The sequence below is a fragment of the Paludisphaera mucosa genome (assembly GCF_029589435.1).
Classification (GTDB): Bacteria; Planctomycetota; Planctomycetia; order Isosphaerales; family Isosphaeraceae; genus Paludisphaera; species Paludisphaera mucosa.
Genome location: NZ_JARRAG010000002.1, coordinates 5,217,114 through 5,239,480, shown reverse-complemented (window position 1 = coordinate 5,239,480; position 22,367 = coordinate 5,217,114). Strand labels below are relative to the sequence as shown.

At 72.4% G+C, this 22,367-nt stretch carries 14 protein-coding genes and 1 pseudogene; 9 read left to right on the top strand and 6 right to left on the bottom strand.

Annotation, left to right across the window (positions count from 1 at the left end):
- Positions 1-22 precede the first annotated feature (22 nt).
- The gene (locus PZE19_RS30155) at positions 23-508 is read right to left on the bottom strand and encodes a carboxymuconolactone decarboxylase family protein (protein ID WP_277864317.1); all 486 of its coding nucleotides are present in this window, start codon (positions 506-508) and stop codon (positions 23-25) included.
- Positions 493-1,410 (bottom strand): RNA polymerase sigma factor SigJ, encoded by a 918-nt coding sequence (gene sigJ, locus PZE19_RS30150; RefSeq protein WP_277864316.1) that lies wholly within the window; start codon positions 1,408-1,410, stop codon positions 493-495. The genes PZE19_RS30155 and sigJ overlap by 16 nt, the downstream gene beginning before the upstream one ends.
- A gap of 418 nt (positions 1,411-1,828) precedes the next feature.
- Here sigJ and PZE19_RS30145 point away from each other — a divergent pair, with 418 nt between their 5' ends.
- Positions 1,829-5,221, top strand: coding sequence for a beta strand repeat-containing protein (locus PZE19_RS30145; RefSeq protein ID WP_277864315.1), 3,393 nt, complete (start codon positions 1,829-1,831; stop codon positions 5,219-5,221).
- Between the two features lie 85 nt (positions 5,222-5,306).
- Here the strand turns inward: PZE19_RS30145 and PZE19_RS30140 are convergent, their stop codons facing one another.
- The gene (locus PZE19_RS30140) at positions 5,307-10,202 is read right to left on the bottom strand and encodes a beta strand repeat-containing protein (protein ID WP_277864314.1); all 4,896 of its coding nucleotides are present in this window, start codon (positions 10,200-10,202) and stop codon (positions 5,307-5,309) included.
- A 660-nt stretch (positions 10,203-10,862) separates the two neighbouring features.
- A complete protein-coding gene (locus tag PZE19_RS30135) occupies positions 10,863-11,348 on the bottom strand; it encodes a metallophosphoesterase family protein (protein WP_277864313.1) in 486 nt (161 codons plus the stop codon).
- 375 nt (positions 11,349-11,723) lie between these two features.
- Here PZE19_RS30135 and PZE19_RS30130 point away from each other — a divergent pair, with 375 nt between their 5' ends.
- On the top strand, positions 11,724-12,026 hold the full coding sequence (locus PZE19_RS30130; RefSeq protein ID WP_277864312.1) for a hypothetical protein: 303 nt from the start codon (positions 11,724-11,726) through the stop codon (positions 12,024-12,026).
- A gap of 213 nt (positions 12,027-12,239) precedes the next feature.
- Here PZE19_RS30130 and PZE19_RS30125 read toward each other — a convergent pair whose 3' ends face one another.
- Positions 12,240-13,925, bottom strand: a complete 1,686-nt coding sequence (locus PZE19_RS30125; protein ID WP_277864311.1) for an L-lactate permease — start codon at positions 13,923-13,925, stop codon at positions 12,240-12,242.
- Between the two features lie 311 nt (positions 13,926-14,236).
- Here PZE19_RS30125 and PZE19_RS30120 point away from each other — a divergent pair, with 311 nt between their 5' ends.
- The 6 genes and pseudogenes from PZE19_RS30120 to PZE19_RS33295 all read left to right on the top strand — a co-directional run.
- On the top strand, positions 14,237-14,593 hold the full coding sequence (locus PZE19_RS30120; protein WP_277864310.1) for an HPF/RaiA family ribosome-associated protein: 357 nt from the start codon (positions 14,237-14,239) through the stop codon (positions 14,591-14,593).
- Positions 14,594-14,816: 223 nt separating this feature from the next.
- A complete protein-coding gene (locus PZE19_RS30115; RefSeq protein ID WP_277864309.1) occupies positions 14,817-15,287 on the top strand; it encodes a PTS sugar transporter subunit IIA in 471 nt (156 codons plus the stop codon).
- Between the two features lie 173 nt (positions 15,288-15,460).
- Complete coding sequence (locus PZE19_RS30110) at positions 15,461-15,793, top strand: HPr family phosphocarrier protein (RefSeq protein WP_277864308.1); 333 nt, start codon at positions 15,461-15,463, stop codon at positions 15,791-15,793.
- Positions 15,790-17,685: a phosphoenolpyruvate--protein phosphotransferase gene (gene ptsP / locus PZE19_RS30105; RefSeq protein WP_277864307.1), complete on the top strand. Its 1,896-nt coding sequence runs from the start codon at positions 15,790-15,792 to the stop codon at positions 17,683-17,685. The genes PZE19_RS30110 and ptsP overlap by 4 nt, the downstream gene beginning before the upstream one ends.
- 359 nt (positions 17,686-18,044) lie before the next feature.
- Positions 18,045-18,692: a TIGR03936 family radical SAM-associated protein gene (locus PZE19_RS30100; RefSeq protein ID WP_277864306.1), complete on the top strand. Its 648-nt coding sequence runs from the start codon at positions 18,045-18,047 to the stop codon at positions 18,690-18,692.
- A 155-nt stretch (positions 18,693-18,847) separates the two neighbouring features.
- A pseudogene (locus tag PZE19_RS33295) lies at positions 18,848-19,243 on the top strand (S1 RNA-binding domain-containing protein); the annotation flags it as partial.
- Between the two features lie 799 nt (positions 19,244-20,042).
- On the opposite strand, the gene PZE19_RS30090 reads toward PZE19_RS33295, so the two are convergent.
- Positions 20,043-20,771 carry a hypothetical protein gene (locus PZE19_RS30090; RefSeq protein WP_277864304.1) on the bottom strand — a complete coding sequence of 243 codons (729 nt, stop codon included), beginning with the start codon at positions 20,769-20,771 and terminating at the stop codon, positions 20,043-20,045.
- A gap of 99 nt (positions 20,772-20,870) precedes the next feature.
- On the opposite strand from PZE19_RS30090, the gene PZE19_RS30085 reads away from it, so the two are divergent.
- The gene (locus PZE19_RS30085) at positions 20,871-22,229 is read left to right on the top strand and encodes an Rne/Rng family ribonuclease (protein WP_277864303.1); all 1,359 of its coding nucleotides are present in this window, start codon (positions 20,871-20,873) and stop codon (positions 22,227-22,229) included.
- The last annotated feature ends 138 nt before the right edge of the window (positions 22,230-22,367 follow it).

Here is a 22,367-nt window from a genome sequence, read left to right as displayed (position 1 = left end):
CGCCCGGGTCGGCGTCAAGGCGTCAGGCGCCGGCGAGCTGCTTCTCCATCGCGGCGATCATCTGCGGCTTGTACGTCCCGGGCGGGACGCGGAAGGTGATTGCCAGCCGGTTCCAGGCGTTGATGGCCACGGCGGCCCAGGTCAGGTCGGCCAGCTCCTTCTCGGAGAACTGGGCCCGGGCCTCCTCGTAGACGGCGTCGGGGACGCCCTCGGCGATCCGGGTGACGGCCTCGGTCCAGGCGAGCGCGGCGCGTTCGCGGTCGGAGAAGAAGGGGGTCTCGCGCCAGGCGGTCAGGGCGTAGAGCCGCTGCTCGGTCTCGCCGTGGGAGCGGGCGTCCTGCGTGTGCATGTCCAGGCAGAAGGCGCAGCCGTTGAGCTGCGAGCCGCGGACCTTCACCAGCTCGACGAGCGAGGGCTCCAGGCCGCAATCGGCGAGGTACTTGCCGATGGCGAAGAGGCCCTTGATCGGCTCGGGGGCCAGCTTGGCGTAGTTCAGTCGGGGTTCCATGACGATTCGTCTCCCTGGTTCGAGGATGAAGTCGCCGGCCAGAGGCCGAGCTTGTCGGGGTTCAAAACGATGTACACGGCGGCGACGGACGCGCCGCCCGGGTCGGCGGCGACGGTGGCGACCTCGTGGGCGTGGCCGCCGAGGGTGAACACGAGGCCGGGTCGGCCGTTGACGACGGCGTACGAGGCCTCGCCGACGGCCTCGAGCTTGCGGAAGGCGACGGTCAGCAGCCGGGCGATCTTGTGGACGCCGACCACCGGCCGGGGCGCGGCGAACGTCTTGCCGCCGCCGTCGGCGTAGAGGACGACGTCGGCCGCCAGCATCGACTCGACGGCCTGCACGTCGCCCTCGCGGCAGGCGGCGAAGAACCGCTCCGCGAGGGCGTCGGCCTCGCCGGGGTCGGGGCGGAATCGGGGCTCGCGCCGGTCCAGCCGCTTCTTCGCCCGCGAGGCGATCTGGCGGACGTTGACCGGCGACTTGTCGAGCAGGCCGGCGATCTCCTCGAAATCGTAGCCGAACACCTCGCGCAGCAGGTGCACGGCGCGTTCGGCCGGGGAGAGGGTCTCGAGCAGGACCAGGAAGGCCATCGACAGCGACTCGGCCAGCTCGGCCCGGTCGGGCGCGGCGCCGGGCCACGTCGGCGGCACGGGCTCGGGGAGCCAGGGCCCGACGTACGCCTCGCGACGGGCCTTGGCCCGCCGCAGCCGGTCGATGCAGATCCGCGTCGTCGTCTTCACCAGCCAGGGCTCGGCGTCGACCACCTCGCCCGCGTGCTGGTGATGCCGCAGGTACGCGTCCTGCACCGCGTCTTCCGCCTCGGTCGCGTCGCCGAGCATCCGGTACGCCACCGCCAGCAGCTTCGGCCGCAGCCGATCCGCCCCCCTCGCGTCGATCTCGTCCATCTCTGCGTCGCCCCCGTTCCAGACTCGATTCGGCCCAAGGACTCGTCCATCTCTGCGTCGCCCCCGTTCCAGACTCGATTCGGCCCAAGGACGCACGAGCCGCCGATTCCGTGACGCCCCCCCCGGGTCGCCGCCGAAATTCGCGCCGGGCTGCATCGACGCCGCCCCGGCTCCGTCCGCAGGACCAGGACTCATGCTTACTTATGGCTTCGTTCTTCCCAAAGAATTCGCGAGGCCATGCCATCACGCGGAGCTGCATTCTGATTCGTGTAAGTTTCCCCTTCTTTTACGTAGCGTTATGCAAATCGCGGTTCATATTATCGTCAAGACGCACGCTCTACGGGGTTTTTGCGGCCGGATTCCGCGCCTTTTCGTCCACGACGAGGCGGCGATTTTCAACACGCCGGGGGTCAGGAACATGCTGGGCCATCGCTCGAACCGTAGGCGGCCGGGACGCCGCTTCGCGCATCGGATGTTCGGTCCCGAGATCCTGGAGGAGCGCCGGACGCCGGCGACGATCTCGGTGACGTCGCCGCTGGACGCCGACCCGTCGGCCCCCGCGTCGCGGGACGATCAGCTGACCTTGCGCGAGGCGATCCTGATCGCCAACGGCGCCCTGCCGCTGGGGACGCTGACGGCCGGCGAGCAGGCTCTGGTGTCGGGGCCGTTGAACACCGGTCCGGCGACGCCGGACCGGATCGAGTTCGACGTCCCCGGCGCGGGGGTGCAGGTCGTCACGCTGGGCGCGGCCCTCCCGACGATCACCGACGCGGTGGTGATCGACGGCTACACCCAGGGCGACGCCGCCCCGAACACCAACCGCACCATCTCGGAAGCGGTGATCCGGGTGCAGATCAACGCCCCGGTGTCCGGGACCGCGCTCACCCTCGCCGGCGGCGGGTCGACGATCCGGGGGATCGCGCTCGGCGGCAGCGACTACGCGATCAACATCGTGTCGGACGGCAACGTGATCCAGGGTTCGTTCATCGGCGTGGCGGCCGACGGGACGACGCCCAACCGGAACGCCCTGGGCGGGATCGTCGTCAGCTCGGGGGCCGGCAACCTCGTCGGCGGGGTGGCGCCGGGGGCGCGCAACGTCATCGCCACCGGGTTCTCCAACGGCGTCGACGGGATGATCACCGTCGGCAACAGGTTCGACCAGCTGCCGGCCCCCACCGGCACGCGGATCCAGGGGAACCTGATCGGCACGAACGCCGCCGGGAACGCCGCGGTCGGGGCCGAGGGGGAGAAGGGGATCACCATCACGGAGGGCTTCGACACGCTCATCGGCGGCGACGACGCGGCCGACGGCCAGGTCGACGACGTCGCGTCCGCCGGCAACGTGATCTCCGGGACCAACACGGGGATCAACGTCGTCGACATCGTCGACGAGGCCTCGTTCTCCGGGTTGACCATCCAGGGGAACCGGATAGGCCTGACCGCGGACGGGTCCGCCGCGCTCCCCAACGGCATCGGCGTCAATGCCGCAAGCAGCGTCATGCTGCGGGACGTGCTGATCGGCGGCACGAGCTTCGAGGCCGGCAACACGATCTCGGGCAACGCCGGCGAGGGCCTCGTGCTCGGCCGCGGCCTGATTACCGTGCAGGGCAACTACATCGGCCCGGACCCCGACGGCAATTCCGCCGTCCCCAACACCGGGAACGGGATCTACGTCGCCGTCGGCGGCACCGGCGAGCCCCTCCTCGACATCCTGATCGGCGGGGCGGAACCGGCCGCCCGGAACATCATCTCCGGGAACGGATTCAACGGGATCCGGCTCTCCGGCATTTCGTCCGGGCAGGTCCGGATCCAGGGGAACTACATCGGCACCGACCGCTCCGGCCAATCGCCGCTCGGGAACGCGGGCAACGGGATCAACGTCGACAACCGCCCGGCCTTCATCGGCGGGACCAACTTCGGCGAGGGGAACGTCATCGCCTTCAACGGGGCGGCGGGCGTGGCGATCCGCACGCCCGATTTCGGCCAGCCGCTCAACAGCCCGATCCTGGGGAACTCCATCTTCGCCAACGCCGGCCTCGGCATCGACCTGGGGGGGAGCAATTTCGGCGTAGGCAGCAGCTCGGGCGACGGCGTCACTGACAACGACCCGGGCGACGCCGACGTCGGCCCCAACGGCCTCCAGAACTACCCGGCGATCACGTTCGTCGCCCGGTTGGGCGCGACCACGCGTGTCGACGGGGAGCTTCAGAGCACGCCCGGCCTGAGCTACCTGATCCAGGTCTTCGGCAACGACGCGAGGGACCCGTCGGGCCTCGGGGAGGGACAGGCGCTGGTCGACAGCTTCCTCGTCGAGACCGACGGCGCGGGAGCGGCGACCTTCTCCCGGATCCTCGACGACACCGGCTTCACCTTCTACAGCGCGACGGCCACCGAGGTCGCCGGGGAGGCTTTCTTCCTCGGCACCTCCGAGTTCGGCCCGTCGTTGCTTCCGGATCCGAGCGTGATCGACGTCTCGGTCGCGGCGTCGGCGGACCCCGGCACGATCGCGCCCGGCGGCTTCGTCACCTTCACGTTCACCGTCACGATCCCCAACTCCGAGGACGGGGTGGTCGCGCCCCAGTTCCTCGTCTCGGCCCCGGCCGGCGCGACGTTCGTCAGCTTCACCGCTCCGCAGGGCTGGACGGCGACCACGCCGGAGGTCGGCGGCGTCGGCGACGTCCGGGCCACGACCTCCTTCGCCCCGGACCGGGGGACGCTGACCTTCACGATGGTCGTCCAGGTCGACCCGGCGGCGGCCGACGGCTTCGTGGTGTCGGCCCGGGGGCTCTTCGCCAGCGAGACGGTCGACCCGAACTCGCCGAACGACGCGGCCTCGGCCTCGGCCGTCGTCGCGGCCGCCCCCACGCCCACGCCGGCCCCCACGGCCGCGATCGGCGCGGCGACGACGAGCCTCGCGGAGGGCGACTCCGGCACGCGCCTCGTCAGCATCCCGGTCACGCTCTCGGCCGCGCCGACGTCGATCGTGACGCTCAACTTCCAGGTCGTCGCCGGCACGGCCGTCGCCGGGTCGGACTACCTGACGCCCGTCGTCGCCGCGTTGACGTTCACGCCCGGCGGGCCGCTGACGCAGCTCATCCAGGTGGCGATCGCCGGCGACGCGACGGTCGAGCCCGACGAGGCGTTCCAGGTGGTCCTGCTCGCGGGCGACGGCTACACCCTGGGCGCGCAGACGGCCTCCACCGTCACCATCCTCAACGACGACGTCGCGGCCCCGGGGGGCGGAGGCGGCACGACCCCGCCGCCTGATGGAGGCGGGACGACGACCCCGCCGTCCGACGGAGGGGGCGTGACGGGGCCGACGGACGCCGTCGGGCCGGCCCTGGCCTCGCTCGTGCGCTACGGCTTCCACGCCCAGCCCACGATCCTGGTGCTGACCTTCAGCGAGCCCCTGGCGGCCGCCGCCGGGACGAACGCCGGCGCCTACCGGATCGTCGACCCGGGCCGCGACGGCCGCTTCGGCACCCGCGACGACCGCGCCTTCACCGCGTCCTCCGCGACGCTCGACGGCTCGGCGACCGCCGTGACCCTGCGCCTGCCGCGGCAGCTGAACCTGCACCTCGTCTACCGCCTGGACCTCGACGGCTCGATCGCCGACCTGGCCGGCAACACCCTGGCAGGCGCGGCGTCGGTCCGCATCGACCACACGGCCCTGGGCGGCGCGTACCGCAACGGCGTCCCCCAGCGCCAGCCCCGGACCATCCCCGCGCCGATCCACTCCGCCGCCCGGACCGTCGTCCCGCGCGGCCCCCTGCTCCTGCGACGAAACAGCGTCGCCCTTCGCCTACGTTGATCGATCGACGCCGTTATTGAAGTCGGGCGGCGCGGGATCGGAAACCGACCCGCGCCGCCCGCTCGCAATCGAAAACCTCCCGCGATCAGCCGGCCCGGACGGCCCGGGAAGCAGGCCGCAAGACCGCCGCGGGCCCGCGGGGATGGGCGACGTTCGTGCGGACGACGGCCGGCTTCTTGCCGACGCTCGTCGCGACCTGGGTCGAGGCCGTCTGGGCGGCCGGGAACGTCGCGAGGTTGCCGGCGAGGTCGGCGATCGAGGCCCCGGCCGGCAGCAGGATCTGTCCGGAAGTGGCGGCGGTCTTCCGGCTGGCGACGTCCGCCCGGGTCAGCGTGTAGCGGAAGACGAGGGTGTTGGTCCCGTCGCCGCCGCTGTAGACGAACGAGCGGCTCAGGGTCCCGAACGTCAGCGGGACGGTCGGCAGCCCCCGGACCGAGACCGCCTCGCTGAACGTGATCTGGATCGTCAGGACCACGCCCTCGGCGTACTTCCGGGCCGAGGACTGGATCGCCGAGACGCCCACGACGACGGGGGCCGTCGCGTCGACCGGGGTCGCGTTCGCGGCCGGTCCCACGCGGACCCCGGCGAATCCGATCGCGGCCGGCGTGAGCTGCGTCAGCGCGAGGCCGGTGGAACTCTCGGCGATATGGTCGCCGACGTCGGTCTGGATGCTCGCGCCGGCCGGGATCGTCACGTCGCCCGAATCCCCCGGCTGGACGACCAGGCAGAAGAGGAGTTCCGAGGTGCCGCCCCCCGAGACGTATTCGGCCCACCTCGTCGTCGAGCCCACGTTCACCTGGAGTCGCGGCTTGCCCGAGACGTCGACCGGGTTGCTGAAGCCGACCTTGAAGAACATCCCGTCGCCCGCCTTGTAGGTCCCCACGAACGCGGGCGCGACCGAGGTCGCGGCGCTGCCGGCCACCGACGGCGCGCTGCCGGCGAACAGCCGGGGGATGCCCCAGAAGAAGTTCCCCCAGGCGGCGTCCATCCGGCTCACCGGCCCGTAAAAGCCCAGGGGGAGCGCCACGTAGGCCGAGCCGAGCGAGTCGAAGCCCGCGCCGAGGTTGGCGACGTCGATGCGGCCGATGTTGCCGCCGGTGGCGACGTACGCGCTGCCGGCGCTGGCCGCGGGGCCGAACCTCGACCCCATCGCGAAGCCGATGATGTTCGAGAGGCCCTGGATGGCCGCGCCGACCGGCCCCGTCGCCAGGTCGGGGCGATCGAGGGTGAACGCCTGCGTCTCCCGCGATGAGACCCTGATGGTGACGTTGCCGACGTTCTCGCCCGTGTAGAGCGAGAAGACCGAGCCGAACCCGAACCGGCCGTTCGACGTGATGGCGACGTTCCCGAGGTCGCCGGGGACGTCCTCGGCCAGTATCGGCAGGATGAACCCGGGGATCGAGCCCAGCCGCACCATGGCGTCGAAGTCGGCCAGGAAGGCCGAGAAGAAGACGCCCGTGCCCAGCGCGTTGACGTCGACGTCGCCGATGCCCGCGTCGGCCGCGAAGTAGCTGCCGCTGATGCCCGCGGGCAAGAGCGTCCAGGCGTCGTTGGGCGCGGGCGGCAGGGGGAAAGCCTGGCCCCCCGCGCGTCCCGTGGTCACGCGGACGTCGCCGATCGTGCCGGTGAAGTGCTTCTGGTCGTAGTCGAACGACGACGCCCGGAACTCGCTGCCGAGGATCCCGACGCCCCCCAGCGTGGTGACCGTGATGTCGCCGATCGAGCCGGCGGCCCCCGCGTAGAACTGGCTGTTTTCGATCCCGTCGCCCCGGAGCGACCCGTCCGTCACGGTGATCGGGCCGATGCTCCCCTTGTTGTCGAAGGCCCCCGCGCCGTCGTACACGGCGTTGCGGGCGTTGAAGATGGAGCCGGAGATGCCCGCGCCGCCCTCCTCGCGGTCGGTGACCTCGACCGTGATCCAGGCGATGTGCTCGGCCTCGAAGCTCGACCCGAAGATCCCCGCCGAGCCGACGAGGGCCTGGCCCGAGGTCTTCGCGTACACGCCGAAGATGGTCCCCAGGTCGTCGTCCTCGGCGGCGCCCCCCGACAGGTTCGGCCCGTTGGCGGAGTTGCCGTAGTCCGAGTCGGCCACGAAGATCGAGTCGAGGATGGCCGTCCCACCCCGCGTCGTCGCGTTGATCACGCCGATGTTGCCGTCGGCCAGGAAGGTCGAGCCCGAGATCGCGTGCGCCAGCGCCGACGTGCCGCTCGCGGTCGCCGTGATGCCGGACGTCGCCGCGCTCGCCAGGTCGCGGGCCGAGGTGATCGACCCGTTGCTGGCGACGAACTCGCTGGAGTCGATGGCGGTGCCGCCGTTGATCGACGCCGCGTCGATCCGCCCGAAGTCCCCCTGCGTGAGGCTGAACCGGCTGGTCGAGATCGCCGCCGCGTTCATCGCCTTCGATTCGAGGTCGGTCAGGTCGCCCTTGATCTGGAAGATCGACCCGCTGATCCCCATCCCGAGCGCGGACCTCACGTCGACGTGGATCGAGTCGACCTGCACGTCCGGGCGGGCGTTCTCGTAGTCCGACCAGGCCCGCAACGAGGCGTCGACGATCCCGTTGCCGGTCTGGCCGCCGAGCACGAGGGCCTTGATCGGCCCGTAGCTGACGGCGTAAGTGACGACCCCGTTCATGGCGTCGCCGCCGTTGGCGTTGGCGGTGGCGTCGATGCCGGCGATCCGGTTCGAGGCCTGGAACCGCGTCAATTCGATCCCGTGGCCGCCGGCCGGCCCGCCTTCGGCCGTCACCTGGCCGATCTTGCCGAGCGCCGCGGAGGTCTTGCCGTTGGCGTCGAAGGAGCCCCCCTCGATGCCGCGGCCGAGCACCGTCGAGCGGCCCGTGATCGGGCCGATGCCGCCCTCGGCCACGACGATCGACTCGAAAATCCCGTCGCCGTTGCCGACGCCGGTGATCGAGTCGACGTCGCCCGTCTGGGCGTGGACGACGACCTTGTAGAGGCCCGTGCCCACGTAGGCCTGGCCCAGGATCGGGCCGATCGCGGGGGCGAGGATCTGGGCGGCGTCGATGCCGTTGTTCACGGCGGCCACGTCGGTCGTCGCGCCGGCCGTCACCGTGGGCAGGATCAGCGAGCCGTAGGAGGTCCCGCTGACGCCGGCGATCCGCCGGCCGGCCTGGATGAGGGTCCCGTGGATGCCGGTCCCCGCGAAGGCGTAGGCCGTCACCTGGCCCATGTCGCGGCCCGCGATCAGGCTGCCGCCCTCGATCGCGGCCAGGTCCGGGCTGGTGACCGTCACCGAGCCCAGGTCCTGCGCGGCGACGAAGACGGCCAGGTTCAGCGACCCGGCGTCGACCAGCACGTCGCCGATGTTCCGGGCCTTCACCCGCCAGCCCACGCTGCCCGAGTAGACGCGGACGTCGCCGATATCCCCGCCGGCGGAGATCTGCGTCGTCGAGGCCGTCGTCTGGTAGACCGAGATGTCGCCGACGTCGCCGCCCGCCAGCACGACCGTCGATTCGAGACCGCCGGCCACGCCCGTGATCTTGCCGATGTTCCGGCCCGCGATGAGCTGGGCCTTGACGCCGCTCGCCGACTTGACGTCGCCGATGTCCCGCCCGGCCTTGAAGAAGCCCTCCATGTCGGCCGGCGTGCGCGTCGGGTTCGCCGTCGTCCCCCCCGCCGCGGTGGGCATGAGCATCTCGACGCCGCCGATGTCCGTCGCGGCCTCGAACGACGCCCCCGCGTCGAAGGTGAGCGCCGTGACCTTGCCGATGCTCGACGCCGAGATCCAGCGCGACATGGCGGCGCCGTTCACCTCGACGTCGGCGATCCCCTTCGTCGGGCTCGCGTCCACGACCGCCGCCGCGTACTTGTCGGGCACCAGGATCGGGTCGCCCTCCGAGGGGTCCGTGCCCGAGATCCCGCCGCCGGCCCAGATGTTCCCGGTCGCCAGCTCGGCGGTCGCGCTGGTGAACCCGACGTTCAGGTGGCCGGCCGCGTGCAGGAAGCCGGTGAACTGGCTGGGCAGCGCGATCGTCATCGCCTGCGCCGCGTCGCGCGTCGTGATCTCTCCGTCGATCCGGCCCAGCCGGATCGAGCCGACGCCGCCGGCGCGGATCGCGTTGCGCATCGCGCTGCGGGGCGCGACGATCGAGCCGATCTCGCCCGAGACGTCGATCACGCCCCGGAGGTCGTTCGTCTGCTGGGTCGCGTCGTAGGTGTCGGACGTGGTCGCGCTGATCGAGCCGTTGACCACGATCGAGCCCACGCTCAGCGCCTCGACGTCCCACAGGTCGATCAGGCCGGCGCAGGGGTTGTACTGGCCGTTCGAGCCGACGGGGCTCTCGTCGAAGATCTCGGCCTCTCCCGTGATCGGGCTGGTGATCGTGATGACCGGCGCGCTGATGTTCATCGAGTTCAGGACGGAGGTGTTGACCCGGTCCACATACGTGACCATGCCCGTGTCGAGCGTGATGTTGCCGACGGCCACGGCGGGCAGCGCGACGTCGTCGACGATGGCGGCGCTCAGGTTCACGCTGCCGAGGGCCGTCACCCCGGCGTCGGCCGTGATCGAGGCCACGTTGGTGTAACCGGCGCTGAACATCTTGTTGTAGTCGGGGCCGGCGTTGATGATCAGCTCGTTCGGCGTGACGATCACGCTGAGGCCGTTCTCGGCCGTCAGCCCGATCAGGTTCAGCGTCTGGACGTCGGCGTGGCCCGTCGCCTCGCCCGCAAGCCTCAGCGTGAACCCCCGCACGCCGGTCGTCGGCCCGTCCATCCGGATCTCGACCGTGTCGCCGCTCGCATCGTAGAACGCGACGTCCTGGTAGAGCTGGCCCGGCACGATGGCCCCCGGGACGATCGTCATCAGTTGACGGTTCTCCAGGGCGTCCAGGTTCAGCCGCAGGGCCCTCGGCCGCCTCGCCTTCCGGTTCTGGCTGGACGCGAGGGCGATGTCGCGGTCGGGTCGGGAGGAATGGCGACGGAGTCCGTCGAGGTCGTGCGAGGTGGAGAGCGGCATGAGTCGGTTCCTTGAAGGTGTCGCAAGTTGCGAGGCGCGCAGTCCTACCGGCCGCCCCACGCCCACCGGCCGCGCCGTCGCGACGCTCGTGCTCAAGGGGGGGTGGGGACGACGGACGCCCGTCGTCGGCGAGCCACGTCTTCGGACCGATGCCAAGGTCGGGCCCGTCGGCGTCGCCCGGGCATCCACGCGTGTTCGCTCAACGTCACGAACGAGCGACATGGGACGAAATCGGCGTCCCGAAGTCGCTCTGGGTGGTCGGTCCATGGCTAACCTAGGACACCGTCGCCCGAAGGCGAACTTTCCCGGCCCGAGATAGGGCCCATGACGCGCGGGACGGGTCGTGGCGGCCTCCGACGGCCATCCGGGGTTCGATGCGGATTTCGAGGGCCCGGGACGCGCCCGATCCGGCGAGCTTTCGCAAAAAAACGCGGGCGGGAGCCTCGCGAGCTTACGTTTCGATCCCATCATCCCATTGGGGGGACGTGCGTCCTACACCCGCCGAACCGCCGACGCGAGTTTCGAGAGCACGAAAAACCATGCTCGAAACGCCCAACGAACCCAATCCAGGATCGACGTCAAACCAATACCAAATAATGATTTACGCCGAACCGCGTGAAACCGCCTCGTGACGAAGGGAGCCAAAGCGAAGCCGACGCCTCAACGGGGGATCGTGAGCGACGTGTACTCGTCGGAGGCCAGGTCCAGGAGGCCGACGGTGAAGGTCTGGGCGCGGTAGAGGGCGCCGGGGTTGAGGAAGCGGACGGGGCCTTCGCGCTGGTCGCGGCGGTGGTGGGTGTGGCCGGAGAGGAAGTAGTCGGGGGCGTCGGCGGCCAGGCGGTCGATCTCGCGTCGGGAGTCGCCGTGGGCGACGGCGATGCGGCGGCCGGCCAGCTCGATCAGGCCGCCTTGCTCGAGGCAGGTCGCCCCGATCCGGCGCATGGCGAGGCGGAGGGCGTCGAGGTCGTAATCGCAGTTGCCGAAGACGAAGTAGGCCGGGGCGCCCACGCACTCCGCGACGACGTCGGGGATCGTCAGGTCGCCGCAATGGATGAGGGCCTCGGCCCCGGCGGCCAGCAGCGCGGCGACCGCCCTGCCCGTGCGGGCCACCTGGTCGTGGGTGTCCGAAAGGATGCCGATACGCATGCGCCGATCGTCCTCGGGGCGGGGTGGACGCCGGGCCGCCCCTCCGATGCATGGTGGCGACGGATGATGACGGGGACAAGGGTCGTCCGGGGGAATTTTGCGGCCCGGGGCTGGCGGAATCGGGTCCCGACGGATAGATTTAGAGTGGAGCGACAGCCTCGCCGCGAAGCCCGGATCGTCCCCAACGCCACGTCGGGACGGCCGTGGACCGCCGAGGGCCGTCGGCTCCGCATCCGCCGCGTCGGCGGGTGCGCGACCGCCATGATGGAAAGGGCGGTCGCGGGGCGCGCGAACCCGATGCGGGACCCGTCGGTCCCTCCCAGGCGTCGAGTTCACGACCCCAGGATTTTCCCGCGCCGCGCGGGGAGGTGTCCCGTGTCGATCGGATTGAAGAAGCGCACCAAGAAGGCCGCCAAGGCCGGCGCCCCGAAGTCGTCGAGCCGCAAGCTCGCCGAGACCCTGGTCGAAACTTCGCGGACCCAGGCCCAGGAGCCGCCTCGGGACGTCGAGTCCGCCGTCGCCCACGTGGTGGGCAAGCCGGCCGAGGTCGAGCCCCGGGAGTACGCCGCCCAGCCCGCCGAGGAGCCCGAAGCCGCCATGCAGAGCGACGAGGCCCCCGACGCCGGCTACGGCCGCTGCACCGAGTCGTCCGACTGGGAGAATCGGGGTCGTAGCTGAGCTGGAATGGAGCGGTCGGGCCAGGACGTCCTGGTTTTCCCCAAGGCCCCACCGCACCGTCCCACCGGCGACCCGCCTTCCTCCACCTGAATCTCCAAGGAACGCGACCCCGCCGGTCGAACGACGTCCCCAAAGATCCCAGGAACCCCCAGACGGCCGAGGGCCCCGCGCCCTCGGCCGTCTCGCGTTGACGCCCCTCTCGCCCGGTTCGGCTCAGCCCGGGACGGCCACCAGCCCGGGCGCGAACTGGGCGACCAGCCAGACGACGGCCGCCCCCAGGACGATCATCGCCAAACTGTGCCGGAGCGCGGCGCGGAGGACTTCGCCCTCGTGGCCCCCCTCGCCCGTCGCCACGGCGGCGACCACGATCGACGCGGCGGCGATCATCTTGCCCATCGCCCCGCCGGCCGAGTTCGCCGCGCCCATCAGGATCGGCGAGAGGCCGAGATGCGTCGCCGTGATCCGCTGGAGGTTGCCGAACAGGACGTTGCTCGACGTGATCGACCCGGTCAGGGCCGTCCCCAGCCAGCCCAGCACCGTCCCGAAGGCCGGGTAGAGCACCGGGCCCGTCCGGGTGAAGGCCAGGCCCAGCACGGCGTCCATGCCGGAATAACGGGTGATGTAGCCCAGGGCCAGCATGCAGAGGATGGCCAGGCCGGGCATCGTCATCCGCCGCGCCGTGGCCCCGAAGATCCGGACCTGCTCGCGAGGCCCCACCCCGGAGAGCAGGCCGCCGACGACGGCCGACAGCAGCACGGCCGTCCCCAGGACCGAGAGCGGGGCGAAGTCGAGCACCGCCGCCTCCAGGTCGGCCGGGGTCGACGTCTCGCGGCCCGTCACCGCCGGCCCCCGCACGACCTGGCGATGCAGGCCGGCGACCTCCCACTTCCACGACGCCCGGGCGTCCATCCAGGGCTTGACCGTCGGCGCGACCCAGACCAGGACCATCGCCGTCAGCAGGGCGAAGGGCATCCAGGCGCGGGCCACGGCCCCCGCCGAGAGCTTCGGTCCGGCGCCGCCGAAGTCGACGTCGACGACCCCGGCGTCGTCCGCCTTCGCCTCGTCCTCGCCCTCGAACCGCCAGGGGTGGAGCGGTTTCCAGAACCGCAGGGCGACGACCCCGGCCGCCAGGCTGGCCATGGACGAAGCGATCGAGACCAGCTCGACCCCGACGTACCGGGCCCAGAGGAGCTGGACCATCGCGTAGGCCCCCCCGACCGCCAGCAAGGGGGGCCAGGCCTCGAACGAGCGGCGGGGGCCGGCGACGATCGCCGCCAGCCAGAACGGGATGATCAGCGCGGCCGGGAACAGGAGCACGGCCGCGGTGACGCTGAGGGCCTGCACGTCCATGCCCGAGACCGCGCCCAGGGTCGTCAGCGGGATCCCCACGCTCCCCCAGGTCACCGGCACCGTGTCGGCCACCAGGCCCAGGACCGCGGCCTGGAGGGGCCGGAACCCCAGGCCCACGAGGAAGGCCGAGGCGATCGCCACCGGGGCGCCGAACCCCGCGCAGCCTTCGAGGAAGCTGCCGAACGAGAAGGCCACGAGCACGGCCTGAACCCGGCGGTCGGGCGAGAGCCGGGCGATCGACGCCTTCATAACCTCGAACCGGCCGGTGGTCACCGCCAGGTCGTAGAGGAACATCGCCGAGATCACCAGGTAGACGATCCGGAGCAGGCCGAAGGCCGCCCCCAGGCCGGCCGCCGCCGTCGCCATCCGCCAGGGCATCCCGAACCCCAGCACGGCCGTCGCGCAGGCGGCGACCAGCGCGGCGGCCGCCGCCTTCCAGGCCGCGACCCGGTTCGAGATCAGCAGCCCCATCAGGATCAGGATCGGAAGCGCCGCGAGCACGGTCGACGCCGGCCAGCTCCCGAACGGGTCGTAATTCTGGGTCCACATCAGGCGAAGGCCCCCGGGCGTGAAGGGATCGACCCACCATCTATAGAGGGGCCGTCGCGGCGAGGGAAGGGCCGGCCGCCCGGCGGCCCGCGGCGATTTCGAGATTTCGGCGTTCGAGCTTAAGAAGGAATCCGGCGGCGACCGCGCCGGCGGGTGCGGTCGTCCGGGCGCGGCGGCCGGGGCGCAAGCCTTTGAACGGGAGGTGGCTTGACCTCGCCGCGAGCCGGAGGTTAAGGTGAATCGACTGTTCCGTCGCCCGGAACGCGAACCCTCTCCCGGCTTGCGTCCGGCGCCAGACAAGGAGTCGATGGGTGCAAATCAAGATCTCGTCGCGACATGGGGAGCTGGCCCCGGGCCAGCGGGAACGGCTGGAAGAGAAGGCGGGGAAGTTGACCAAGTTCGGCCGCCTCATGGCCATCGAGATCGCGACCTCGCACGAGAAGGGGGCCTGGAACGTGGAGTTCCAGGTGTCCGCCGAGCACAAGAACGACTTCGTGGCGACCGAGACCGGCCCGACCCTGGAGGCCGCGGCGGACCAGTGCCTCCACAAGATCGAGAACCAGCTCCGGAAGTATAAAGAGAAGACGCAGCACCACAAAGGCGACGTCCCACACGGCGGGATCCCCCTGGGATCGGTCGAACCGACGCCCAACGGCGAGGTCGAGTGATCCGGGCCGATTCGGGACGGCGTCGCAACCCAGCCCAGGCGCGTCCCCGCGGGGACGACGTCCGGCGCGCCCGCCCGCCGCGCGGCTTCGAAGGTCGGCCGTCCGCCGACCCCGAACGCGGCCGGCCCGCGGGCGTCCCGCCCCTCCCGCCAGTCAAGGCGCGGGGGCGGCGCCGGGATGAAGAAGAAGCGATCGGCCAGGCGGCCCGTCGATGGAGGGGCGGATGAAGTTATTGGATTTCGTGGTCCGGGACAGCATCATCGTGGACCTCAAGGCCACGGGCAAGGAAGAGGCGATCCGCGAGATGGTCGCCGGCCTCAACGCCGCCGGCCAGCTCGCCGACGGCGAGGTCGAGAGCGTCATCCGCGCCATCCTGAACCGCGAGGAGCTGGGCTCGACCGGGATCGGCATGGGCGTGGCCGTGCCCCACACCCGGCACCCGACCCTCCAGCGCCTGATCGGCACCGTCGCCCTCTCGCAGCACGGGGTCGACTTCGCGGCCCTGGACGGCGAGCCCGTCAACATCTTCTTCCTGCTGGTGTCGCCCCACAACCAGCCCGGCGACCACCTGCGGGCCCTGGAAAACATCTCCCGGCACCTGAAGGACGAGCGCTTCGTGAGCTTCCTGCGGAATTCCAAGTCGCCGCAAGAGGTGGTCGAGACATTGGAAGAGGCCGACGGGGCCGCCGTTTGACGACGCCCGCCGCCGCCGACGCCCGCCCGCGAGGGGGGGCCGTCGACGCGGGCGGGACGAACCGCGAACGACACGACTCAACCCGCCGCGATGGACGGCCCCCGGGCCGGCGGTCCGCCTCGCCGGCCGCCGCGGTCCGCCCGCCGCCGGCACGCACGCCGATCGAGCCGCTGATGATCCACGAAACGACCGTCGCACGCCGCTGGATCGAGATTTCCAACAGTCTGGGGCTCCATTTGCGGCCCGCCGACAAGTTCGTCAAGCTCGCGCTGCGGTACCAGTCGGACGTGCGGGTGCATTTCAACGGCGGCAGCTTCAACGGCAAGAGCATCCTCGACCTGACCTCGCTGGCCGCCGAGTGCGGCTCGCGGCTGGAGGTCGAGGCCCGCGGCCCGGACGCCGAAGACGCCGTCGCGGCCCTCGCCGCCCTGGCCGAGGCGAAGTTCTACGAGGACGACGACGGCGAGCCGATCGAGCCCCGGGCCGGCGGGGAGCCGCCCCGATGACCCTGGGGATCGACGACACATCCTGGAACGGCGACGGCCGGCCGGCCACCCCCGCCGCGGCCCCGACGTCGACGCCCCCGAGCCCGGACCCGGCCCTCGCCGCCCGGCCCGAGCCCGCCGAGACGGCCCCCGAGCAGGTCTTCCGGGGGATCGGCGTCAGCCCCGGCATCGCCATCGGCCCGGTGGTGGTTTTGGACCACCAGGGGCTGCGGCTGCCGCCCCGCAAGGTCGCGGCCGAGGCCGTCGCCGCCGAGGTCGCCCGGCTCGACGAGGCCCTCGCGGCGGCCGCCGCCGAGTGCGCCCAGGCCGAGGCCGAGGCGCGGCAGCGGCTGGGCCCGCAGTACGCCGAGATCCTCGCCGCCCACACGGCCATGATCGGCGACCCCCAGCTCCGGGCCGACGCCCGCGGCCGGATCGAGCAGCACCGGATCTCCGCCGAGCACGCCGTCATCGAGGTCCTCGAAGGCCACGCCGGCCGGCTGGAGAGCCTCGCCGACTCGCACCTCGCGGCGCGGGCGGCCGACGTCCGGGACATCGAGGCCCGGATCGTGGGCAAGCTCGCGGGCCGGCGGCCGAAGTCGTTCCAGGACGACCTGGCGGCCCCCTCGCTGGTCCTGGCCCACGACCTGACCCCGAGCGACGCGGCCCAGCTCGACCCCCGCCGGGTCCTGGGCTTCGCCACCGAGGCCGGCGGCCGGGCCAGCCACACGGCGATCGTCGCGGCCGCCCTGGAGATCCCCGCCGTCGCCGGCGTGGGGAGCCTGCTCGACCACGCCCGCTCGGCCCGCCGGGCGATCCTCGACGGCGAAGAGGGCCTGGTGATCCTCGACCCCGCCCCGCCGACCTTGGAGCGCTACCAGGCCGCCGCCGAGCAGCGGTCGGCGCGCTACCGGACCCTCTCGGAAGAGGCGGGGCTCCCCGCGGTGACCCTCGACGGGGCCGAGGTCGGCCTCTGGGGCAACATCGAGTTCGTCGACGAGGCCGCGGCCTGCCTGAAATGGGGCGCCGCCGGGGTCGGCCTGTATCGCACCGAGTTTCTGTATCTCCGCTCGATCGCGCCCCCCACCGAGGAGGAGCAGTTCGAGGCCTACGCCGAGGCCGTCCGCTCGCTCCAGGGCCGGCCGATCGTGATCCGCACCCTCGACCTGGGCGCCGACAAGCTGTCGCCCCACCTGGGCGGCGGCGTCGAGGCCAACCCCGCCCTGGGCCTGCGCAGCCTGCGGTTCTCGCTGCGGCGGCCGGAGCTGTTCCGGACCCAGCTGCGGGCCCTGCTCCGCGCCTCCGCCCTGGGGGACGTCCGCGTCCTGCTGCCGCTGGTCACCACGCTCGACGAGCTCCGCCGCGCCCGCGCCGTCCTGGGCGAGGTCGCCGCCGAGCTCCGCGCCGAAGGCCGCCCGCTCCGCGAGGCCCTGCCGGTGGGGATCATGGTGGAGGTGCCGGCGTCCGCCCTCATGGCCGACCGTTTCGCAAAGGAGGTGGACTTCTTCTCCATCGGGACCAACGACCTCATCCAGTACACGCTGGCCGTCGACCGCACCAACGAGACCGTCGCCGACCTCTACAGCGCCGCCGACCCCGCCGTGCTCCGCCTGATCGCCAGGGTGGTCGAGGCCGCCGCCGCGCGGGGGATCCCCTGCGGCGTCTGCGGGTCGATGGGCGGCGAGCTGCTGTACACGACCTTCCTGCTGGGCCTGGGCGTCCGCGAGCTGAGCATGCCGCCGCACCAGCTGCCGGAGGTCCGCCGCCTGATCCGCGGCGTCCGCCTCGATCGGGCGCGGGAGGTGGCCGCCGAGGCCCTCCGGCTCGACACCGCCGGCGAGGTCGTCGCGCTCCTGGAATCCGCGCTGCTGCCGATGATCTCGGACGCCGCGACGGGCGCCCCGGCCGGCTGACGCCGCGACCGCCGCGCCCCCGAATCGTCCCCCCGGGCTCCCGCCCGGCCCCCCCCGCCCGCGAGGGCGGAGGCGAAGGCGCCGCCGGGAGCACTGACGCCGTACACCGCAACCCGAACCGAATCGAGCCGAACCCAGCCGAGCCGAGACGCCTCACGACGCCCCCGCGACTTAGACGCGCCGCGTCCCTCTCCTTCGACCCCCCCGCGCCCGGCGGGCCGGCCCGCCACGGCCGACGACCCGGGCCTCGACCCGTCGAGCGTGAGGAACCGCGGCCCGCGGACCCGGACCGAGCCGGGACGCCAGGCCTCGTGAACGCGGAACGGCCGATCGATCGGCCGACCGAAGCCACGCATCCCATGACCCAAGCCGTCAAGGTCCGCCTCCGGTTCGCCAAGCGCGGCGACCTCCGCCTGACCAGCCATCACGACGTCATGCGCTGTTTCGAGCGGATGATCCGCCGCGCGTCGATCCCCGTGGCCTCCACCCAGGGGTTCTCGCCCCGGCCCAAGATCACCTTCGCCCTCGCCATGGGCCTGGGGATCGCGGGCCTGAACGAGGTCGTCGACGTCGAGCTGACCGAGCCGACGGACCCCGACGAGCTGAAGGGCCGCCTCGCCGCGGCCTCCCCCGCCGGGATCGACTGGCTGGAGGCCGAGGCCCTGGAGCCTTCCGCACGCCCCCCTCGGCCCGCCTGGGCCGATTACGAGATCCCCATCCCCGAAGCCCGCCGGCAAGGCCTGGCGACGGCCCTCGAAGGCCTCTTGCAGAGCGAAAGCCGCATCGTGACCCGGCGTCGACCGGACAAGAAGCGCGACGTCGAATTCGACATGCGCCCGCTCCTGCTCGACGCCCGCCTGACCGCAGACGGAACCTTTTGCGCCCGCTTGAAGGCGTCCCCCGACGGTTCGGTCCGCCCCGAGGAAGTGCTCGAATGCCTCGGCGTCCGCGACCTCCTCGACGACGGCGCCTACCTGACGCGCACCCACGTGGAGCTGGCCGGTTGAACCCGCTTCGCCGCGAGGAAACCTCGAACCGCGAAGCGCCGAGGCCGGCCCGACGGCCCCCTCGGCTCGACCGACCCGGCCCAGGCCCCTCGGACCGCCCAGGTCCGACCGAACGAAACAATCCCCGCTAACCGCGATCACCCGGAAGACAGCGCATGAAGAAAGAAATGCTGATCAACGTGCTCCAGCCGGAGGAGTGCCGGATCGCCATCATCGAGAACGGCGTCCTGGAAGAGCTCTACGTCGAACGCACGAGCCACGAGAGCTACACCGGCAACATCTACAAGGGCAAGATCGTCAACCTGGAGCCGGCCATCCAGGCCGCGTTCGTCGACTTCTCGGTCGGCCGCAACGGCTTCCTCCACGTCTCCGACGTCGAGGCCCAGTATTACGACCGCCCCGGCACCGAGGGCGACGATCCCGAGCCCCCGATCGGCCCCGGCCCCGCCGCCGGGCCCGGCCCCGGCCCGGCCCCCGGGCCCGCGCCCCGGGGCCGCGAACGCGACGCCGGCCGCGAACGCCCCGAGCGCGATCGCGAGCCCCGCCGCCGCGACCGCCCCGAGCGCGAGCGGCCCGACCTCTCGATCAAGGGCCGCCGCGACCGCTCCGAGTCGCCCCGCCGCTTCGGCGAGGGGCTGGTCGACGAGCGCGAGGCCGAGCGCGAGCGGGCCCTCGCGCCGCCGCCGGCCCCGCCGTCGGCCCCCGAGCCGCCCCGCGAGCCCGACTTCGACGACGAGCCTCGCGGCCCCGCCCGCGGCCGCGACGCCGGCCCGACCTCGTGGTCCAAGTCGGTCGAGCGCGAGCGCGACGTCGAGGAGGTCGAGCCGGCCGAGTCGCGCTGGGGTTCCCCCCGCCGCGAGGAGCCCGAGCCGTTCGACCCCGACCTGCCCCCCAGCCGCACCGCCCGCCGCCGCGAGACGCCGCCGCCCCCGGCCGGCCGCGAGCCCGAACCCGAGTCCGAATTCGGCTTCGGCCGCGACGATCGGGGCCGTCCCGGCTCCCTCTTCGGCGACTACGAGCCCCCGGCCGCCCGCGACCGCGGGCCCGATCCCGAGGCCGACGTCGAGCCCGAGTCCGGCCCTTCCGCGTCGGCCCGCCGCGACCGCGAGCCGCGTCGCGGCCGAGGCCGCGGAGGCCGGCCGCCCCGCCCCGCCGCGCCCGCCGAGGAGGCGTCGTTCGGGCCCCCCGAGCTGGACGAGCCCGAGGCCCCGGTCGAGGAATTCCCGAGCTTCGGCTCCGAGGAGCCCCCGCGCCGCCGCGGCGGCCGCGCCGCCATCCGCTCGCGGGGCGGCGACCGCCCCGAGCCCGACCGGCCGCGCGAGATCACGCCCGTGACCCCGCCGACGCCCGTCACGCCCCCCGAGCCCCGGCGCTCGCGGCCGGCCGCCGAGTTCGGCGCCATGCCCGAGGCCCCCCGGCGGTCGCGCCCGGGCTTCGACGCCGACGTCCCGCCCGAGGCCCCTCGGCGGCCGCGGCCGGCGCCGGCGCCGGCCGCCGAGGGGCCTCGGGCGGGGCGTCGGCGTCGGAGCCCGGGCGCGAGATCGGAAGGGCACACGTCTGAACTCCGTCGACCGCGAGCGGTCGCCGCGGCCCCGGGCCCACGACCGGGCCGGCGAGCCCGGCTACGTCCCCCGCCGCGAGCGGCTGCGGTCGTCCGACTACGACTTCGGCGACCGCCCGGCCCCCGGCGGCCGCGAGTTCGAGCCCGTCGAGGACGACGAGCTGCGCGGCTTCGGCGCGGGCGTCGACGAAGACCTGGAGGCCGAGACCGAGGGCGAGTCCGACGCCGAAGGCGAGGCCCCGTCCTCGACCCGTCCCGACGGCCGCCGCCGCCGTCGTCGCCGCGGCCGCCGCCGCGACCGCGAGCGTCCGGAGTCGCTCGGGGGCCCCGCGTCCTCCGACGCCGACGCCGACGCCGACGCCGACGTCGAGGCCGACGACCTGCTCGAGGGCGACCTCGACGAGGTCGCGCCGTTCCGCGAGCCCGCCCCGGCCTTCGGCCGCGGCGTCCCCGACCACCTCGCCGACGACGTCGACGAGGAGTTCGACGACCTGCTGGGCGAGGGCGACGACCTCCACGACGAGCCCGTCCGGCCCGCCGTCGACGAGGAGATCGACCCCGAGCTGGAGCAGGAGATCCGCAAGGAGATCGAGGAGATCGAGGAGCTGGAGCGCGAGATGGGCCTGCGCGGGCCCATCGAGGCCCGGCCCCGCCGCGGCGACGACAAGGGGGGCCGCGCCGCCCGCGGCCGAGGCCAGGTCAAGCCGCCGATCCAGGAGATCTTCCGCCGCGGCGACGAGGTCCTGGTCCAGGTCATCAAGGAGAGCATCGGCACCAAGGGGCCCACGCTCTCGACCTACATCAGCATCCCCGGCCGCTACCTCGTGCTCATGCCCGGGCTCAACCGCGTCGGCGTCTCCCGCAAGATCGTCGACGAGGGCCAGCGCCGGAAGCTCCGCGAGATCATGCACGAGCTGAACCCGCCCAAGGGGCTCGGCTTCATCGTCCGCACCGCCGGCCTGGAGCGCTCCAAGCGCGAGCTGGCCCGCGACCTCGCCTACCTGCTGCGGCTCTGGAAGGTCATCCTCCGCCGCATCAAGAAGACCCGGGGCCCGGCGCCGATCTACCAGGAATCGGACATGATCACCCGGACCATCCGGGACGTGTTCACGTCCGAGATCGACACCATCTGGATCGACGAGCCGGCCGCCTTCGAGCGCGCCCAGGAGTTCCTCCGCGTGGTCATGCCCCGGTTCGCCAACCGGGTCAAGCTCTACGACGAGAAGATCCCCCTGTTCCACAAGTACGGCATCGAGGACGAGATCGCCAAGATCCAGCGCCGGCACGTGCCGCTGCCGGAAGGGGGCTCGATCGTCATCGACCAGACCGAGGCCCTGGTGGCGATCGACGTCAACTCGGGCAACTTCCGGGTCGAGGACGACGCCGAGCGGACGGCCTACGAGATGAACCTCCGGGCCGCCAAGGAGATCGCCCGCCAGCTGAGGCTCCGCGACCTCGGCGGCGTGATCGTCAACGACTTCATCGACATGCGCGAGGAGCGGCACCGCCGGGGCGTCGAGCGCGCCCTCCGCGACGCCATCAAGCGCGACCGGGCCCGCACCAAGGTCCTCCGCATGAGCGCCTTCGGGCTCATCGAGATGACCCGCCAGCGGATCCGGCCCAGCCTCAAGCGGTCGGTCTACGAGGACTGCCCGAACTGCGGCGGCGCCGGCGTCGTCAAGTCGGCCGAGAGCATGGCGATCGACGTCATGCGGATCATCGCCCTGGCCTCGCACCGCGAGGACGTGCGGCGGATCCAGGTCACGGTCTGCCCGAGCGTGGCCACCTACCTCAACAACCGCAAGCGGAAGTCGATCGCCCGGATCGAGGAAGAGTCCGGCATGTCCGTGCTGATCAACTTCAAGGAAGGCGTCGCCGGCGAGCACCTCCAGATCGAGTGCCACGACGCCAACAACGGCGAGATCCGGCTCTTCCCGGCCCCCGCCCCCAGCCACCACCACCGCCGCGGCCACTGAGCCCGGCCCTCCGTTGTATTCCTGTTCCGGGACCATCAAAGCCTTCCCCCCTCGCGGGGGAAGGTGGCCCGGAGGGCCGGATGAGGGGGAGACGCGCTGATGAGCCGTCGCCCTTTCATCCGGCCCTTCGGACCTTCT

Bases quoted from the DNA above. Each gene is read 5' to 3' on its own strand.
- sigJ (WP_277864316.1), bottom strand. From the start codon at position 1,410: ATGGACGAGATCGACGCGAGGGGGGCGGATCGGCTGCGGCCGAAGCTG.
- PZE19_RS30135 (WP_277864313.1), bottom strand. From the start codon at position 11,348: ATGCGTATCGGCATCCTTTCGGACACCCACGACCAGGTGGCCCGCACG.
- PZE19_RS30155 (WP_277864317.1), bottom strand. From the start codon at position 508: ATGGAACCCCGACTGAACTACGCCAAGCTGGCCCCCGAGCCGATCAAG.
- PZE19_RS30140 (WP_277864314.1), bottom strand. From the start codon at position 10,202: ATGCCGCTCTCCACCTCGCACGACCTCGACGGACTCCGTCGCCATTCC.
- PZE19_RS30145 (WP_277864315.1), top strand. From the start codon at position 1,829: ATGCTGGGCCATCGCTCGAACCGTAGGCGGCCGGGACGCCGCTTCGCG.
- PZE19_RS30110 (WP_277864308.1), top strand. From the start codon at position 15,461: ATGATCCACGAAACGACCGTCGCACGCCGCTGGATCGAGATTTCCAAC.
- ptsP (WP_277864307.1), top strand. From the start codon at position 15,790: ATGACCCTGGGGATCGACGACACATCCTGGAACGGCGACGGCCGGCCG.
- PZE19_RS30100 (WP_277864306.1), top strand. From the start codon at position 18,045: ATGACCCAAGCCGTCAAGGTCCGCCTCCGGTTCGCCAAGCGCGGCGAC.
- PZE19_RS30085 (WP_277864303.1), top strand. From the start codon at position 20,871: ATGGGCCTGCGCGGGCCCATCGAGGCCCGGCCCCGCCGCGGCGACGAC.
- PZE19_RS30125 (WP_277864311.1), bottom strand. From the start codon at position 13,925: ATGTGGACCCAGAATTACGACCCGTTCGGGAGCTGGCCGGCGTCGACC.
- PZE19_RS30115 (WP_277864309.1), top strand. From the start codon at position 14,817: ATGAAGTTATTGGATTTCGTGGTCCGGGACAGCATCATCGTGGACCTC.